The 18,349-nt window shown below is 35.1% G+C and carries 14 protein-coding genes and 3 pseudogenes; 1 reads left to right on the plus strand and 16 read right to left on the minus strand.

What is annotated here, in order from left to right:
• Window positions 1-60 precede the first annotated feature (60 nt).
• From ACEWK1_RS06630 to lepB, 14 genes and pseudogenes are all read right to left on the minus strand, one after another.
• The gene (locus ACEWK1_RS06630) at window positions 61-2,865 is read right to left on the minus strand and encodes an EAL domain-containing protein (protein ID WP_212135629.1); all 2,805 of its coding nucleotides are present in this window, start codon (window positions 2,863-2,865) and stop codon (window positions 61-63) included.
• A 62-nt stretch (window positions 2,866-2,927) separates the two neighbouring features.
• The gene (locus tag ACEWK1_RS06635; RefSeq protein WP_212135628.1) at window positions 2,928-4,949 is read right to left on the minus strand and encodes a methyl-accepting chemotaxis protein; all 2,022 of its coding nucleotides are present in this window, start codon (window positions 4,947-4,949) and stop codon (window positions 2,928-2,930) included.
• 511 nt (window positions 4,950-5,460) lie between these two features.
• Window positions 5,461-5,971 (minus strand): annotated as a pseudogene (locus tag ACEWK1_RS06640) (ankyrin repeat domain-containing protein).
• A gap of 466 nt (window positions 5,972-6,437) precedes the next feature.
• A pseudogene (locus ACEWK1_RS06645) lies at window positions 6,438-6,978 on the minus strand (SUKH-4 family immunity protein).
• Window positions 6,979-6,982: 4 nt separating this feature from the next.
• A pseudogene (locus ACEWK1_RS06650) lies at window positions 6,983-7,233 on the minus strand (hypothetical protein).
• 33 nt (window positions 7,234-7,266) lie between these two features.
• Window positions 7,267-7,722 carry a DUF4274 domain-containing protein gene (locus tag ACEWK1_RS06655; protein ID WP_121665123.1) on the minus strand — a complete coding sequence of 152 codons (456 nt, stop codon included), beginning with the start codon at window positions 7,720-7,722 and terminating at the stop codon, window positions 7,267-7,269.
• Between the two features lie 36 nt (window positions 7,723-7,758).
• Window positions 7,759-8,133, minus strand: coding sequence for an immunity 22 family protein (locus tag ACEWK1_RS06660; RefSeq protein ID WP_212135627.1), 375 nt, complete (start codon window positions 8,131-8,133; stop codon window positions 7,759-7,761).
• Between the two features lie 253 nt (window positions 8,134-8,386).
• Window positions 8,387-8,899 carry an Imm6 family immunity protein gene (locus ACEWK1_RS06665; RefSeq protein WP_121663706.1) on the minus strand — a complete coding sequence of 171 codons (513 nt, stop codon included), beginning with the start codon at window positions 8,897-8,899 and terminating at the stop codon, window positions 8,387-8,389.
• 13 nt (window positions 8,900-8,912) lie between these two features.
• Window positions 8,913-10,751: a hypothetical protein gene (locus ACEWK1_RS06670; RefSeq protein ID WP_232273773.1), complete on the minus strand. Its 1,839-nt coding sequence runs from the start codon at window positions 10,749-10,751 to the stop codon at window positions 8,913-8,915.
• Complete coding sequence (locus ACEWK1_RS06675; protein WP_098794741.1) at window positions 10,748-11,056, minus strand: hypothetical protein; 309 nt, start codon at window positions 11,054-11,056, stop codon at window positions 10,748-10,750. The genes ACEWK1_RS06670 and ACEWK1_RS06675 overlap by 4 nt, the downstream gene beginning before the upstream one ends.
• A 26-nt stretch (window positions 11,057-11,082) precedes the next feature.
• Complete coding sequence (locus ACEWK1_RS06680) at window positions 11,083-11,292, minus strand: hypothetical protein (RefSeq protein WP_098794740.1); 210 nt, start codon at window positions 11,290-11,292, stop codon at window positions 11,083-11,085.
• Window positions 11,292-11,996 carry a DUF4176 domain-containing protein gene (locus ACEWK1_RS06685; RefSeq protein ID WP_212135626.1) on the minus strand — a complete coding sequence of 235 codons (705 nt, stop codon included), beginning with the start codon at window positions 11,994-11,996 and terminating at the stop codon, window positions 11,292-11,294. Before ACEWK1_RS06685 ends, ACEWK1_RS06680 begins: the two co-directional genes overlap by 1 nt.
• 798 nt (window positions 11,997-12,794) lie before the next feature.
• The gene (locus ACEWK1_RS06690) at window positions 12,795-13,307 is read right to left on the minus strand and encodes a hypothetical protein (protein ID WP_212135625.1); all 513 of its coding nucleotides are present in this window, start codon (window positions 13,305-13,307) and stop codon (window positions 12,795-12,797) included.
• A 121-nt stretch (window positions 13,308-13,428) separates the two neighbouring features.
• A complete protein-coding gene (lepB, locus tag ACEWK1_RS06695; RefSeq protein ID WP_212135624.1) occupies window positions 13,429-13,977 on the minus strand; it encodes a signal peptidase I in 549 nt (182 codons plus the stop codon).
• 205 nt (window positions 13,978-14,182) lie between these two features.
• Here lepB and ACEWK1_RS06700 point away from each other — a divergent pair, with 205 nt between their 5' ends.
• Window positions 14,183-15,487 carry a M48 family metallopeptidase gene (locus tag ACEWK1_RS06700; protein WP_212135623.1) on the plus strand — a complete coding sequence of 435 codons (1,305 nt, stop codon included), beginning with the start codon at window positions 14,183-14,185 and terminating at the stop codon, window positions 15,485-15,487.
• A 159-nt stretch (window positions 15,488-15,646) separates the two neighbouring features.
• On the opposite strand, the gene ACEWK1_RS06705 is transcribed toward ACEWK1_RS06700, so the two are convergent.
• Together ACEWK1_RS06705 and ACEWK1_RS06710 are read right to left on the minus strand one after the other, a co-directional pair.
• Window positions 15,647-16,396 (minus strand): DUF7225 domain-containing protein, encoded by a 750-nt coding sequence (locus ACEWK1_RS06705; protein ID WP_212135622.1) that lies wholly within the window; start codon window positions 16,394-16,396, stop codon window positions 15,647-15,649.
• 297 nt (window positions 16,397-16,693) lie between these two features.
• Window positions 16,694-18,067, minus strand: a complete 1,374-nt coding sequence (locus tag ACEWK1_RS06710; RefSeq protein WP_212135620.1) for a DUF5667 domain-containing protein — start codon at window positions 18,065-18,067, stop codon at window positions 16,694-16,696.
• Between the last annotated feature and the right edge of the window lie 282 nt (window positions 18,068-18,349).

Below are 18,349 nucleotides of genomic sequence, written 5' to 3' on the forward strand. Positions count from 1 at the left end.
TTTTATGTAAAACCCAAATATAAGATAAAGCCTGTATTCATCGAATACAGGCCCTTTCTATTAACTCACTGTCTTAGACATATAATAAAGAAGCTCTTTTTCTAACATTTTTGTCATTTGTTTTTTTTGAACTGGTGGGCTTATAAGGAATCCCTGAACTTCATTGCAGTGTAAATCATGTAAATAATGCAGTTGTTCATCCGTTTCTACACCCTCAGCAACAACGATTAATCCTAACTTAGTAGCCATTGAAATAACAGCTGTTGCGATTACTGTATCATCTTGTTCCGTTAGGATACCTTGAATAAATGAACGATCAATTTTCAATGTGTCAACAGGAAATCTTTTTAAGTAGTTCAATGATGAATATCCTGTACCGAAGTCGTCAATAGCAATAGATACTCCCATCTTCTTTAGCTGTTTCAAAGTACGTAGTATAGACCTTTTATTCTCCATGATGGCCGTTTCTGTAATTTCTAATTCAAGCCATATCGGATTCAAGCCTGTTTTCTCTAATATCTGCTGCACTGTTTTGACAATATCCGAATGTTTAATTTGCCATACAGAAAGATTGACAGACACTTTAATTGGCGGATATCCTTCATCCTGCCATCTCTTATTTTGCAAACAAGCTTGCTCCAACACCCACTCGCCTACCTGTAAAATCAATCCACTTTCCTCTGCAATAGGGATAAATTCTGAGGGCGAAACCATACCAAGCTCTTTCTGTTCCCAACGAAGTAGTGCCTCAATTCCTGAGATCTTACCTGTATGTGTGTCCATCTTGGGTTGATAAAAAAGATGAAATTCCTCTTTTTCTAAAGCGTCTCTCATATAATTTTCTAGCTTGTATTTATTTGATAATAATGAGTTCATCTCACTATGGAAATAACGATAAGTATTTTTCCCCTGATTCTTTGCTTGATACATAGCTGTATCAGCATTTTTAATTAAAATATCAACGTCTTCACCATCATTAGGATACATACTGACCCCAATACTAGTAGTTGTTACTAGTGAATGCCCGTCGATCTGATAAGGTTGCCCAAGAGCATGAATTAATTTATTCGCAATACTGCTCACTTGATCTTTATCATCTATATTAGAAAGTATAACAGTAAACTCATCTCCACCAAACCTTGAAATCGTATCTCTTTCATGCAAATTCTCTTTTAATCTGGACGTAACGGCTTGTAGTAATTTATCACCCATCATATGGCCAAAATGATCATTTACATATTTAAAACGATCAAGGTCCATAAACAATACGGCAACGTTCATTTGTTCATCGTATGCTAGTTCTAGTTCCTGCTCCAATGCTTTTTTAAACTTATATCTATTTGGCAGCTGAGTCAAACTATCATGTGAAGCATGGAACTTTATTTTTTCTTCATTCATAATTCGCTCAGTTATATTAGTAGCAAAGCATAAAAGAGAATGTGATGAACCGTCCTCTTCAATAATCGGTATTTTCATAACTTGCATCCAATGTTGATTCCCCTCACTATCAGTGAGAGAGGCTTCGGGTATAAAACGGTCCTTTTTACTGTTAATCACTTCTCGGTTGATTTGAAAATAGCGTTCAACCTCTTCATCATCTGGGTTAAACTCTGATTCTTTTTTCCCTACAATTTCCGCAGGAGTTGTTCCTAATAACTTTGTGAAAGCTTCATTTGCTAACTTGAATCTTCCGTTATAATCTACAACATATATCGCGTTAGGACTTTTACTGATAATCTTACTCAAGAAATTTTTTTGAGATTTCAGCTGCTTCTTCGCATGATTGAGCGATGTGATCATCTCATTAAACCTTTTTATTAGGGCTCCTATTTCTCCTTTTGATTCATCATTTTCAATTTCTGAACGAAAGTTCCCTTTTGCTACCTGATCTACTGCATAATGAAGCTTTCTTATAGGATTCATTGTCTTAACAGTATGAATAGCAGCTAGAAATGTTAATAGAATGATTAGGATGATACTACTTAACCAGAGAGATTTATGAAATTTCTTTACCCCTAAATAAGTAGTTTCTGATGGTACTTGTGCAACTATACCCCATTCTAAGCCTGGAATATATTGATAGGAGGAATACATTTCCACATCAAATTGATTGATTAATTCCATATAACCTGTCTTCTTTTTTAAAATTGCTTGTACAGCTGGATTATCAGAAACATCTTCACCTAGCATTTCCCTTTGAGGGTGAGCTATTAAAGTTCCTTTTGAATCGACAATATAAGCATAGCTATCCTTTCCTATATTCAGCTCTTTAAACATAGACTGAAATAACCCCTTTTGATCAAGGTGGATGGCCATATGGACGATTCTTTTTATCTCATCCTTCTCGTTATTAACAGGAAAGGATAATAGAATAATAGACTCATTTTTATCAGATTTGTTTACTAAAACATCACTAAAATGTAACGTCTCCTTCGTACTTATTTGTGGTTCATACTTACGTTCACTTCTCGTAATAAATTCATTAAGGTTTAAGTTTTTTGCAACTAAAATCTCACCTTCAACATCGGTCATTGTTCCCCCGTCAAAAAAAGGAGAGGAATCAAGAAGTCTCGTCAATTCACTATTTAAAACTAACGAATCATCCTGTAATAAATCCTCATTTTGTTTATTCGTTTCAGATATAGCGTTTGCATTCTCGACAATCATTTTCGCCTGGTTAGATAAGCGATGTACGGCTAGATCAGTCATTTCTCTATATTGATCTTGAGCTATTTTGGGAAGAATGATGCTTGAGGCTACATAGATAAAACCAGTAAAGAATATAATCGATATAAATAAAAACAAAAAGGTTCTTTTAAATAATCTAGACTTTACTACATTAGAAATTTTAAACTTTAAGTTCATAACACTAATCTACCCTCCTTAAAATGGGCTGTCCCACATTTGTGAAAACAGCCCTCCACTCTTTACTCAAGAATAAATTTTTTCAATTCTTCTCTCATTTCTTGTGAATATATGTCTAGTTTTTCTGCTAACTTATTTAATTGTTCCATCGAGGCAGTTGTTTCTTCAATTGATGCAGAAACTTCTTCTGTACCCGCTGCTGTTTCTTGACTGATTGATGTTATTTGGGTGGCATTCTGTACAATAACATCCTTTTGTTCAACCATCTGCTTCATAGATATAACAATATCCATAATCTTAGTATCCGTTAGAGTAATCACATTTTCGACCTTCTTGAATGCTTCTTCGGTATCTGTGACGGCTGCCCCTTGTTCACCCATAACAGAATTTGTTTTTGTAATTAACTCAACAGTATGTTTTGTTTCACTCTGCATTTGATTGATAATTTCTCCTATTTGCATGAGTGCTGTTTCAGATTGCTCCGCTAGCTTACGTACTTCATCCGCGACAACAGCAAAGCCTTTTCCGTGCTCACCCGCTCTGGCAGCTTCTATTGCTGCATTTAAGGCTAATAAGTTTGTCTGACTAGCAATCTCTGTAATTGTGTTTACAATAGCATTAATATTATTCGATTTTTCACTAAGTGAATCTACAGCATGAACCATTTCATTCATCATATTATTGGTTCTGTCAAATTGGTGTTGCAACAAGTGAATCTTCTTTGTTCCTTCACTTGAAATAGTTAATAATCCACTAGATTCTTCCTGAATATCACTAGATTGTTCTTCAACCTTTTTAATCATCTCAGCAAGCTCATTTGTTACATTTGCATTTTTTTCAAGTAATTCCGTTTGATCTCCAGCTCCGGAAGCAATTTGCTCCATTGTAACGGCTACTTCATTTGAAGCGACCGTATTTTCATCAGCACTTGTAACTAAGGTTTTAGAAGCTGATGTGACTTCTTCTGAAACGTGAGAAACTTTCTTTAGCATTTGGCGAAATTCCGTTAGCATGTTAGAAAAGCTTGCTGAAAGCTGACCTATTTCATCCAGACGAGCTATATCTAGCTTAGTTAGTAGATTTCCTTTCTCAACCTCTTTCATTGAGCTTTGAAGCTTCTTAATCGGTCTTGTGATCCCTCTTGTAATAAACACAGATAGCAAAATACCAATCGTAATAATTAAGGCTAAGGTAATAGCAATTGGCATGATTACCCCTTTTACTTTTTCTTCTAATTCAGAAATATATACCGTTCCACCGATCGTCCAATTTGTTGTTGGGTTTGTTATAAAGGCCATTACCTTCTCGTCGCCTTCAAATTGATAGTGAATCGTACCACTTTCCCCACTTTGCTTTATACTCTTATAAGGCTCTTGATTTGATACATCTTTATCAAGATATTCTTTGTTAGGATGAACCATATACCTCCCCGAACTATCAAAAAGGACAGCATAGCCTGTTTCACCTATTTTCACATCCTCAATAATATGAGTAAGAGCTTTAATATCTATATCAACAGAAAACACACCTACAACCTCACCAGACTGTTCCACCACTTTTGCTGCACTAACAAGAAGTTGATTTGTCTCCGTATCTAAATAGGGATCCGTCCAAATGACTTTATCAGGATTTTCCACAGCTTTTGTATACCAAGGTCTTGTTCGTGCATCAAAATCGGATGGTAAATCAGCTTGTGGATAGAGGATCATCTCTCCAGCTTCACTTGTACCCATGTAGATATTAATAATGGCGTCTTTACTTTCTACATTTTGCTTAAATGTATGAAGGATGTTATCCATATTGCCGTCATTTTTATAGTTTATTAATGTGGGATCATGACTAAATCGATTAACAATGTTGCTGATATTACTAAAGAATAGTTCATATGAATTATTAATACTTCCCATTTGACTTTCAACACTTGTCACCAATTCGTTTGTCGTGACAGACACACTTGAACGGTAACTAACAATTGAAATAATCGCACCCGTTAAAATAATCATTGTAATAAAAGGTATTAAAATCTGCCTTTGTATCGTTTTTTTAAAGAAATTAAGGTTTATCTTAGTTTTTCTTTTCCCCATACTCGACACCCCCGTAAGCATCATTACTTTTGGACTATTTTCTTACAATTTTATTTACCATTCCCTATATTGTCCAATTGGTTTAAGGTGATATGATTCTCCATATAGATCAATTACTAATCCTTTCAGACTTAAAAAGAACGCTTATAGACAATATCCGACAATATCTGAAAATATTTTAATGAATGATTTGTTGTATTTAGATCTGGAAAAGATGAAAGAAAAGCAAGTAAGTTGCATGGAGGGTAAGTGGAGAATATAAAGCTTTAAAAAAGTCTATAATTTATAGCTTGAGGTATTTTGATTAGCCTACGTATGGGATGAGGGAGGTTGCTGCTCCTCCAGTTACATACATTTTTCTGAGGTGTCTGATATTACCGGGCACGCTAATAAACAAAAAGCACTTGTTACCTAACAGGCAAACAAGTGCTTTATTAACTTTATATCTCATCTCTAAACTGATGAGTATATTAATCTCAAAATTTTCATGCTACAAACCTATAACATCTTTTTATTCTTTTTCCTCCATTTTCTTCTTTAAATATTCAGCAATTTCTTTTTGCCCATATTGTCTAGCATATTCAGATGCATCCATATTCTCAATATTCTCTCCAGTATATCTAATTGAAATATTTATTCCTTTTTCGACTAGAAACTCAGCTACTTCTTTATGCCCCGCCATAAATTGCTCCAAATAGCGGATTTCTTTTTGCTAAGCTTACATCTAATTCTGCGCCGGCTTCTATTAAATACTTTACTATCTCAATATGCCCCGCTCCAGCAGCCACTCTTAAAGGAGAAGCGTCAAATATATCACCCTTTGTATTAACATCAACTCCTTTATGGATTAGATATTCTACTATTCCAAAGTGTCCTTTCTTTGCTGCAACATGTAACCACGTGCCAAATGGTGTCATTGAGTGTAAAGATTCTGCATTATCGCCTAATAAACGCTTTACTTCATTAATATCACCAACCTTAATAGCATTTCTTATAGTTTTATTTAGACTTTTTTCATCCATAATATTACCTCCTATATTCCTGCTACCTTGTACTAGCTATGTCTCCTAAATCTTCAAGCGCTTCAACAATATCATCAAAGTCACCGCCCATTTCTTCAATAGCCTTTAATCGATTAACTACTAACTCTAGAGCATCAAGACTATGTTGTCCTACTACGGCATTTGGTGCCTAGACAAGGTTTCTCCCCAATTATTGGATCTATCCCATACCTTCTTAATATTTCCTGACCTTCTCGAACCAGTTCTTGCTGCTTCTGACCAAGACCTTTTTTAAATAGAATATGATGTGCATGAGGATTTATCATAGCAGTAGGTGGGTCACAGTGCATTTGCCCATGTTCTAGTACATTTATCTTACCTTAAGCAGAAAAACACCTACGAGTCAAAACCAGGACAATACCTGTTTATAGAATCGAAGGTGTTTTTCATTTTGAATTTATTTTAACGGTTTCATATCTATGTGAGATTATTCAAATAGATTTTCGTACTCAGTAGACCAAAAGAATCCAGTTTGCACACACCTACTATCAATTCTCTCTAGCTCATCTTTTAACCAGTCTATTACTGATTCAGGTATATCGTTATCAATAAAGGCATCCTCATCGTTAACCTCTATTGCTTTATCAATCATGGATATATAGGCTAGTATACACTCTGCAAACTGGTTCAAGGAAGAATTAACAAATATTTCTTCATAATTATCTCCATTAGGAAACACTATATTTTCTTCCTTCTCCGTTATACATATTGGATCCCCGAACCAGTTGACCCTAAAAACCAATACTTTTGAAATTGTTCTGGCATATCAAATAAATTAGTAATAGGTCTAAATTGTGGCGAAGTAAATTCCAAATACGGCGGTGATGTCTCCGGTAGACCTCCTATAGACAAAAATCTCTTAACACCATCCGAAAAAACTGTATCCATTAAATCTTGTTCTTTAAATTTATTTAATGGCCCATTCTTAATAACATCCATCTATCAATAAATTCTTCTGGTGTTATCATTCTATCACCTTCCTGAATCTTTTATAAAGGTATCTAATCTTCTTGCAATTTCATCATCTACTCCAGTTATACCCCAGTCCTTCTCCACATTGTGGATACCACAATATCCAGGATGCAGACTTTTTGGAAGAGCAACAGCTTGCCCACCTTCTCCAATATGATGATGCCTCATTGGTTCTTCTATATACTCCTTGTATTGGGAAAGTGTTTTAAAAACTTCTCATCAACTTTTGGAACACGCCCTCTTTTTATCAGAGCTGTATTTTCAGTACTCCAAAATAAATTACATTATATCTTAGGTATATCAATCTCTTTGCCTGGAGACTTACTAATTAGAACGTCAGGAAGGCCTGGGTTATTCTTTTTCAACTTATACTTTTGAATTTTTGTTAATTCAGGGTCAAAAGAAATGTTTTGTGATTTAAAGTCTAAGCTTAAAAGTTTATTATAAATCTTCCTCAAAAAAACTCTCCATTCCTCTAATGAAGAACTTAAAATTTCATCTGAACTCTCTAACAAACGGCAGCCATCTGCATAATGAAACATTAGTAAACCTGTTCCTAAGTCACAAGCCTCATTATCTAAGATGACTGTTAGTACCTCAAACCCACTATTCCAATTATAATTTGCAGTAAAGTAATGGAGTATTAGTGGATTATCTACCTTTTTTAACTGGCTGATTAAAATACTTTTATCTGTATTATAAAGTAACCCCACCAGATAAATAATTTCTGAGTTAACCATCAACTAAACCAATTCTCCTTACCTTTAAGATTTCTCTTACTCATAATTTGTAGCAGCAATAAAATCAAAAGCACCTGTTGAACTAATTTCATTTTTATATTCAAAATTATATATTAAAATTACTGCATTATATGATTTCTTTAGGTTTATACTTTTCTGGATTTTTTGGATGACAATTTCTTCATATGAACACCCATCTAATAATGCTGAAATATCACTACTACTATTCTTATAGACCGCTTTTTCTATAGTATCCTTATCTGTTTCATCCATATCAATATTAAAATCGATAAAGAATTGAGATGGGACTGACTCGCCATCCTCAACATACGTTAAATCAACATACTCTCCTATTGAATCCTCATCGTTAAAATTCCCTAACCAAATTGAAACCCATCCTTGTTTTTCCATTATAGTAGCCTCCTACTGAATTAAAACAATATACCTTGATGGTACAACCATCATGAGTTTTGACTTTCAAGTAAGCATTTTTAATCATCCTGACATAAATACTTTATTAGAAAACAAAAGCACTTGTTACCTATAAGGAAATCAAGTGCTGTTTCTATGCATAATAGGGATTCCTGCAACTTTATACTGCAAACATCCTTTTCTAATTTGATAACTCTAATCCAAAAAAGTTCATAAAATAATACAGAAATAGTTAATTTTGTATTTGTAATTCCCTTAAAACTTCTGTGCGCAAATCACTCTCAATATTCCCATTCTTATAATCATTCAATAAAGAATTTATTCTTTGAATATAACTATCTGAATTCTCGATACATCCTTCAAAACAATCCATAAAATGGTCTACTAATGTATCATCTACTAAAGCAATTGGTTCTGGATAATATTTGACACCTTCTCTTTCAAATGCTTTCCTACTAGTATAAGCAACTGCATCAATAACACAGTTCCAAGCCATGACATCTGTTTCATTATCTGACATCTCTTGAATTATTGTTATACCATTTTCCTCGTTATCTAATAATTCATAAAGGTTTTCTCCTATATTTTCTTTATATTTTAGCCACTCCCAACATTTATATATAATTTCCTGAGCTAAAATTTGATCTTCCTTTTGAGAAAATACCGATAAAACTTTCTCTGAAAGTCCAAGAAATAATATTACTTTACCATCATCTGTTAAACTACTAAAGTTAGTATTAGCCATAATTAACCTCCAACTAGTCAACATACTTTCCATTTTTAATTATTAGATTAAGCCTACCAGTTACTTTAATGCTTTCATCAATTTCCGATGTTACTGCGATTTTTAGATTAGGATATTTTAAACTTAATTGCTTTAACACACCAGGCGGAACTTTATCGTTCGCCAACCCTTGATAACACTTTCTACATACACCTGAAGGATTCGATTGATGTAGTTTTAATGTTCCTGCTACATCTTCTGGTTTTATACCTGCCTTTATTACTGCTGAATCAAATTCATTCAGAACGCCTTCCTCTGCATGCCTAGTGAACAATGGGTTATTTCCTGGGGCTTTAATATTCCTGTTTGGCATTACTTCATCTAAATCAGGCAAACCAGCTTCTTTACGTACTTTTGGTGATCCTCCTTCAAAAGTCAAATTTTCTAATCCTTTTACATCAGTCTTTCCAACTGCAACTGTTTCGGTTTCTGGAACATTCCATTTTCTTCTTAATGCATCTATATCATTTTTACCAATATTAATTGTACTTTCTTTACCCGTACCCTTATCAACCTTCACACTAGACCTAGAAACAACCGAATCAATCCGATCTTCCACCGTCGACCTACTAAACACATTCACCGGCACTGAATTCGCCGTACTCATTTGAAGGGACTGATTGGGAAATAAGGTTCTGCCTAAGAAGTTGGTGACGTCATCAACAAATTGGGTTCCTCCGTTTTTTACATCTTTATATAATTCTACCGTTTCTTTCTTGATTCCTTCAAATACTTTGTTGTTTTGGACGATTTCTTTTACTTTTTGAGAGATGGCTGGGTTTACTGCTTTGGTGTTGGGTGCTTTGTCTTTTTCTACTTTTAATAGCTTGAGGTATTTTGATTGGCCTACGTATGGGATGAGGGAGGTTGCTGCTCCTCCAGTTACATACATAATCCCCTCTTTTTCTGAGGTGTCTGATATGGATTGGGCTACTGATTCTAGGACGATGATGGGGTCATCGATGATTTGCTCGAGCGTTCCGGCAAAAGTCTCTACTCTTGTGTTTGCCGCCTTCTTTAAGAATTCGGGTTCAATTGAGTCTGGTATTTTACTAGATATCGCGATGATTCCCGCATCAATGACAAGGCTAATCAGGCCTTCTGCGATTTCATAGATGGCAACACCTAATCCTTTTATGAAATTCCATACCCCTTCAACCGTTACAGAAACAACATCACTTACTCCTTCAAAGAAGTTGGTGTAGGTATCTTTGACTGCAGAGGCTTTGTTTGAGTATTCATCATCAACATTTTCAAACTTCTTTACTTTTGTTTCATAAAGGTCCCATAAACCTTCTATATTCTTTTCAAGCATTGCCTTGGAAGATTCAATATTCGTCCGAATAGCATCGAGCTGTTGTTTATTATGTCTGCTTCTTTCTATTTCTTCTGGAGTTGGATCGTCAAACAAACCAAATAAGAAGCTTGGGGACTTATGTGTTTCTAGGATCGCATGGAACATATTGTTGTTTACCCCTGATTCAATCTGTGTGAGGTTCCACCAGATATCATTACGATCGACTCTCATCATACTATTTCGAGAAATAGGTGTAATGTAGGCAGTTGTATCGGTCACGTAGTTTTCAAATAATGATAGAAGGTCTTCTATTTGAGCTTGGTAGCTAGTAATATTTTTCTTTGATTGCTGAATGGTGTCATCCCAAACATCCAAGCTTTTTCCCGCGTTACTTTCTACATAAACAGCTATCGAGGTTAGGGAACTATGCATTTGATTTAAGGCATTTTTGTATGTATGAAGTTGTTCAATAATCTGATCCAATATTCCATAGTTAATTTGGATGTCTCTTTTCATGACTGCCCACTCCGAATCATTTCACTCGCTTCTTCGTCGGCCTTCTTCATTTCTTCTAGCATTTCTTTACCAGCAGCATGAATAGCATACATATCCTTTAGCAAATCCTTATTGATATCATCATTCATATTATCTAGAATCGCATCTACTTTTTCTATGAAATCAGAATTAAAGTTCTTTAATTGATCTCTTGTGCCAGTACGGAAGGTGTCGGTATAACTACTAAACTCTTCAATACTTGATTGAAGTGTTTGTAAAGTGGTTTGTAAATCGTGAACACTCATCTTTATGTTTGTTGTTCCCAATACGTAAACTCCTCTCTACCAACTTTTTATCTAAAATGAACAGATTGAATCGTGGCAAGTAATTGATCAATCTCTGCTATCATTTCTTCTATCATTTCTCTCATCTCTTCTTCAACAGATGCATTTTCTAAGTCCATTTGCTCAAAATTTTTCTTAATCTCATATTTGGCATCCTCCAAAGACGAGCTAATACCAGAAACTAAGTTATAACAAAAGCTTGACGTATAAAGTGCCATTACCTTTTACCCGCTCTTTCCTTAGATTGGATTTCAAGCTGAAGACGTTTCATGTCATGTGCTGAGAATTCGATTGACTTCATATTTTTTTGAACAATAAAATCTTCTTTTATAAGCAGAAGAAAGGCTTCTTCCATATCATCCTTATAGCCTGTATGGATCACATTTGTAATCAAGGGCTCTGTAAAATAAATCGTTGTATCTTTCTTCATCTCTCCTACAGGATAAATAGCACCACCGTACGGGAAATACGTTTGATACCCTGTTGGTGCTATGAAACGCTTTGTAATCACAACTTTAGTAGGTGAAGACGTTTGATGTTCCGGAATAAAATGAAGTGGATTAAGTTCAACAACTGTTCCTAGTGGTAGTACCTCTCTCATGATTTCAATACAGGATGTAAGAAAGAGGACAAAAAGCCTTTCAGGTAAACAAAAATATGTTTGTGCAAACTGAATCACGTGCTCATAATATTCTCTTCTATAAGTAATCGTTTCTCCATTTGTACATTGTATATCGTAGGAAGATCGCTCTTGCTTGTAAGCAAAGTAAAGTTCTTGAAAGACAAGTTCATCATCAAGAAACACATCTGCAAACTCATTGATTGCCACACAATATCTAATCTTTGCTTCATTTGATAAAGAATCAATGACTTGAGCCACTTTTTCCATAGCGAGTGTTTTTAACTCCATTTTTTCATTCAACCCACTCACTCACTTTCATGTTAATTTTTTACATACATATGTATTATAAATGAAGTAGTTGGAAATTATATGGTAAAGATTATCTAAAAATAACAGTTGCACATCTATGCTCCTAGATATATGTACTTACTTTTTGAAGAAAACTAGTCTGAAAGGTTACTAAGCAAATAAAAAAGCGTCCTACATGTTGTAGAAGTAGTTCGGTTTTCAAGTACAAAAACATAATTAGCAAACAAATTTTTTGTGGCTTATCGAAGGTTTTCATAAATGTAACGTTATTTTAGCACCCTAATGTGCATTCCTTTTAACAGGATGACAAAAGTTAGAATCAGTGTGCGAGTTTGTTTGCTAAATTATTTCGGGATCAATGTGGTAATGTTTTGGATATTCAAGTTAGATATTAGACTCTCTGATGTTATTCATGGGTAGGAATTGATAGGCGGAGAAATTCCGGTTAAGGTATATAGTAGGTGCTTAAAAAGCCGATATAAGCGGATATATTCCGGTTAACTTCTCTAAATATAACCAAATCTAAAGTTTTGGTTCAGATAAGCGGAAAAAATCCTCTTATTTTGTGAGAAATGTTGGTTTTTCCTAATTTAAACGGAATTTTTCCGTTTATTTTTCAGGAAACACTACTATATAGTGCAAAAAAATGCTTGGAGACACAATGTTCCAAGCATTTTTGCTAATCAATTATCTGTAAATTCAAGTGTGAATTACCGTTCAAATAGTATGGTTATTTCTAATTTAGCACTTCAAAACAGAATTATTATATGTTGTAGAAACGTTTTTTTATCATTCATGCTCTTTTGACAAACTTCGGGGAGGCACCAAATAATTCGCAATCACTTTCACATTCTTCCCATAATCCACAACAGTTGTGGCAACGGCAGGCTTACTTTGTATATGTACCTTAGATCTTTCTTCATCCACCTTCTCTACAAAAACGGATATCTTGTCTCCCCAGGTTAAGGCGTTTACTGCTGTTTTTGCACGGATCATACCTTCCTGTTCATTCTCATAGGTGATTTTCGTTCCGTTGATGGAAAGAACAGCATTTTTACATAGCTCGAAGGTAGTTTTGTATGGTAGGGTTAATTCCATTTCTTTTTCCTGCTTCACACTGCTAGTACCTGATTCTCCAATTGATTTCATTGAAATTTTGTTAATGACCCCTACTATAATCGTCATTCCTAGTCCAAAAAAGAGACCTGCCATAACTCCTATTTCCAATTCTTGAAACATAAGTCCCATGATGACTCCAAAAGGAATGCTAGTGAAGAAAAACATTTGCAGCAGCTTCTTCATCCTTTATCATCCTCCTTTAAGCACACCCACATGTTGTAGAAATGCTGTTGTCTAATCGACAAAATTCGGGAAGTGACAGGCACCAAAAACTCCGGACCAGCACCTATCCCGAGCGTGACACCTACTCCGGAACCCCCACCGCATTCACAGGATAAAACCGAAACTTCACTTCACCAATCACGGAGTCATAGGGAACGAATCCAAAAATTCTGCTGTCTTTGCTGTTTAAGCGGTTATCTCCCATAACAAAGAGCATGTCTTTTGGTACTTTTGTTTTTCCAGTGATTTCTTCGAGGGTGAAATCAAAGGTTAATTCTTCTAATGTATTATTTTCTTTATTTTCACTCAAATACTCTTCTGGATATTCTTTGCCATTGATAGAAAGCACATCATCTTCCATCTTAATAGAATCTCCAGGGAGACCTATTACTCTCTTTATATAGTGTTCACCTTCAAGGTCTGGAGCATCAAACACGACCACATCAAAGCGTTGGATCTTTGATGTTTTACTCACTATCACCCGATCCGCATCATGAAAGGTAGGAGACATTGATTCCCCAAATACAGAAGTTGGAGTAAAGATAAATTGTCGACAAATAAAAACAATGATAATCGCAAGCACTAATGTTTTCACCCAAGAAAGAATTTCCTTTTTTGTACTAGCTTTCATTCTTGATCTTCACCTCATATTTCTATTTTCTATAAAAAACACTTCCAATTTTAAACAGTTTTTCAACCACTTAAATCATACCACACTTCTGAAAAGCATTTCCCACCCATTCCCTTAAAAGAAAAGGTTGTTTTTCCATTCATTTTTACCTTTAAACATCATATAATAAAATTTGTCTGTTAGAAACTGTTAGGAGTTGAACAAATTGGAAAATAATAAAAATCTTGTCCATAAGCATGAAGAAACGCTATTTATTATTTGTATTATCGTCAGTGTTTTTATGGCATTATACTTACTTCTTTCGATCATTGGCGTTTTTATTGTATTAGCGATTGGGCTATTATCATTATTCTCACATGCCCTATCTATGGCACACATCCAATTAAACGGGGTGAGATTAAGAGAAAATCAGTTTCCTGAGCTTCACAGCAAGGTTATTACTCTTTGTCAAAAGATGAATTTAGATAAAATACCTGAAGTGTATGTGATTGAATCTGGCGGACTTTTAAATGCATTTGCTACAAAAGTTCTAGCATTATTCGGGAAAAACATGGTTGTACTATATTCTGATTTCATTGATATTGCAGACGATTCAGAGGACTTCGATATTGATTACATCATCGCTCACGAGTTAGCTCACATTAAAAGAAATCATATCGCTAAAAGTATCCTACTCTCATTATCTATGTGGGTACCATTCTTAGGCACAAGTTATTCAAGAATGGCAGAATATACATGTGACCGCATGGCAGCTTATTATACAGAAAAACCGGAAAATGCTATAAACGGTCTTTTAGTTCTAGCTGCTGGTAGAAGGCTTTATAACAAAGTTAATATTCAAGAATATTTAACGCAATACAACGAAAAACGGGGGATTTTCGCTATTTTAACTGAGCTACTATCAACACACCCTCCTATTCCAAAGCGCATTCATGAGATTGAACGTTTCACATACGGAGAACCTTCCTTACAGCTTAAAAGCAGAACAAAGAGAATTGTTCTGTTAATGTTTGTTATCTTTGTTGTTATTCCTACAATTTTCATTGGTATTGGTGTAGGAACAGCAGTTGTTCTATCACAATTTGGCAGCAAGTTAGAAGAATTTTTCATGGAAAGTGACTACGGGTATAGCTATGAGTATACTCCTTTAATGCAGGCTGTAATTGATGCTGATCAAGCAGAAGTGGAGGACCTTTTAGTAAGTGGTGAAGACCCTAATGAAATAAATGAGTACGAAGAAAGTGTCCTAATGATTGCTGTTGATAATAATCGTGGAGACCTTATTCCCTTACTCGTAGAATATGGAGCAGATCCTAACTGGCAAGATAGCTGGGGATGGACAGCATTAATGACTGCTGTTTATAACGAGGATATTGCTTCTATTAAAAGATTATTAGATGCAGGTGCAGATCCTACTCTTACTGATTCTGAGGGGATATCCGCTGTTGATCATGCTTATGATATTGGGAATGATGAGATTATTGAGTTGTTGAATTCCACTATTTATTAGATCCAAAACTCATGACAAAATTGGTTGATTTAAGTTGTAAATCATTGGTGCATAAGAAAAACCTAAGTAAAAGAAGTCTTCTACTTAGGTTTTTTTTTGTATTTCGCAAGACCATCTTCATTCACAGACGTTTTGTTTTTGGATAGTCAATCATCTTGTTTAAAATGTATTAGATAATTTTTTCAAAGAACTAATAGTAACCTCATACTTGTTCCCATATGTCCTAGGCGACGGAATTTCTTCCTTCGGCCCATAGAATAATACCTTAAAGTCATCATCTTTGTATTGAACAACAAAAAAGTCATCAAATTGGTCAAAGGTATTTTTGTTGATTGTGATAAAGCTATTATCCTGCGCAGTTGTTTTCACGCTTATTCTTCTGCCGTCTTTCATCACATCAAATCCATGCTGGTTGGTAACTTTGGCAAGCTCACCATTTGTATAAAGAACGCAAAAGAATTCACCTAGACGACCGATGAGATGTCTTAGTTCAGTTGCCTTGCATCCAAGAACATTCATTTCAAATCGTAGCATTTCTAAATATTCTTCATATAATTTTTTTATTTGTGAGATTCCGATTGTAGATTGATCCTTGTAGAGCTGAAGCTTCCCTTTATCCCACTCACCGACTACAGATTCAAATTCTGCCCCTTTAGCCTTGTGAAAAATAAGCCCAGTATAAGGATAATTTTCACCGACATATCGATATGTACTTCTATTAATATAAATAAATAGATGTTTAGTAAAAGCTATCCCGTTGTTATAACGGTTATAGCAATAGTCGGACAGAATAATGCTACCTGGATTCGTATTAAATTTTGTTACTAAACGTTCTTTTATTTCTGCTGATGTTAATGTTTCACCTTTTCTTTCTTTAAGAACCTCTATTATTTGTTCATAAATGGTCAATGGAATCCTCTCCTCTTGAAACGGGTTATTTCTTTTATAATCTAAGAACCCCGTCACAGATGAGTAAGGACGGGTTTTTGATCTTATCATAACCTCATTAATTACCATTCACAATAGTTCATTGCCTTTTTCTTACTTCGGTTTTTATAATCGGCAGATCAAGACAGAGGCAAGACGGAGGGACAGGTACATTGTCCCTTAAATTTCCTTTAAATATATTAGCACTAGAAAATCAGCCTAAAAACTATAAAAGAGAGTACTGTTAACACAGTAACTCTCTTTAGGACACACTAGACCCTATTCTTCTTTATCTTTACCTTTATCACCGTTTGCATTTTTATTATCAGCTTTTTGCTTATTTTCGTTCGCTTTCTGTTGAGCTTCTTGTTTTTTCTCATTAGCTTTTTGCTGGTTTTCAGCTTTTTTCACGGAAGCTTCTTGCTTTTGTTCGTTAGCTTTTTGTTGCTTTTCTGCTTTTTTCACTTGTGCTTCTTGCTTTTTCTCAGTAGCTACTTCTTTAACTTGAGCAGGTTTTTCTTCTTTCGGTTGCTTTTCAACAACTGATGTTGTAGTCACAGTACTCACAGGCTGTACGGCAGTTGTTTCTTCTTCAGTAGAATTCTCTTCTTCTTCTACCGTTTCTTCATTCATTTCTACTGGTTGTTCAGCATCCGCAAGGTTCTCTTCTGTTTGCTCTTCTGTTTGCTCTTCTGTTTGCTCTTCTGCTTCTTCACTCTTTTCACTGTCTTCGAGGCCAAATTTAGCCGCTTTTTCCTCAAGCTTTGCTAGTTTTTTATCTAGTTTAGCAAATGATTTTTGGATATTTTTCATTAATGCCTTTTGTGCTGTAGGGTTTTTCACTTGAGATAATGCTTTTGCTAATGAGTCAATGTTATTTGCAAGCTTAACTTCAACCTCATCTTCAGTTTCTTCTAGACTTTCATCGGCATTTTCTGCTGCCACTGCTTCTTGTGTATCTGTTGCTTCAACAATATCCTCTGCAGATTCTGTTGTATCAACCGCTGCTTCTTCAGTTTCTATAGTGTCGCCCGCTACCTCTTCCGATTCAGCTAAGTGATTAGCTGCTTCCTCTTGAGTAGCAATTGCTGCATTAAGTAGTTCTTCTGCTTCTTCACTTTTACCTTCAGCTATTAATTTATTGGCTTCTGCAATACGTTCTGCTGCAAAATCTGCTAATAGGCGAGCTTCTTCATAGTCGTCAAATGTTATAGCAAGTCTTATTTTTTCCATCATCGTCTTTACAAAATAAAAGAAATCTCCCGGAACTAATGAAGGCTCTTCTTCTTGAATTTCTTTTTCAGTGGTTTCAGTGTCAGTAGCAGTATTCTCTTCTACTTCTTCTTCAATTGTTTCGATGTCGATAGCAGTACCCTTTTCTACTTCTTCCTGAGTTGTTTCAGTTTCGGCAGCAGTATTCTCTTCGTTTTCATCTATAGCTGCTTCTTCATTTTCTACTACATTTTCTTCTGTTGTAGTATCTTCACTAGTTGACGTTTCGTCACCTACTGTGATTGTTTCTTCTGTTACAGCTGAATCTTGCTGATCCTCCACACCTTCAGTTGCTAATGCGGCTGGTGTTATTAATGAAAAGATAAGTGCTGACGCGATTGGCCCGCAGACCAGAAATTTCTTAAACTTCTTGTACTCCATGTAATTTTCCCCCCCTAAAATGATAGTAAAATAAATCATTCGGTGAGAGCTGATAAGTATCTGTCCGTATCTAGAAGAAAAAACGGAGCATAGGGACTGTTATCTTATTCCATATGAAAGAGTCTATATAGTTTTCCAAAAAGATATGGGTACCTAGCCTCATTTTGAGATAAGTCTACATAGTTTTTTTCTAAAAAAAGCCCATACGAGATTTCTCTCGCATGAGCTTTCATCATCATAATATTCATAACGGGGAACACGGGACCTGTCCCTGTTCATCCT

The sequence above is a fragment of the Metabacillus sp. YM-086 genome, from assembly GCF_048059995.1.
GTDB lineage: Bacteria > Bacillota > Bacilli > Bacillales > Bacillaceae > Metabacillus > Metabacillus litoralis_B.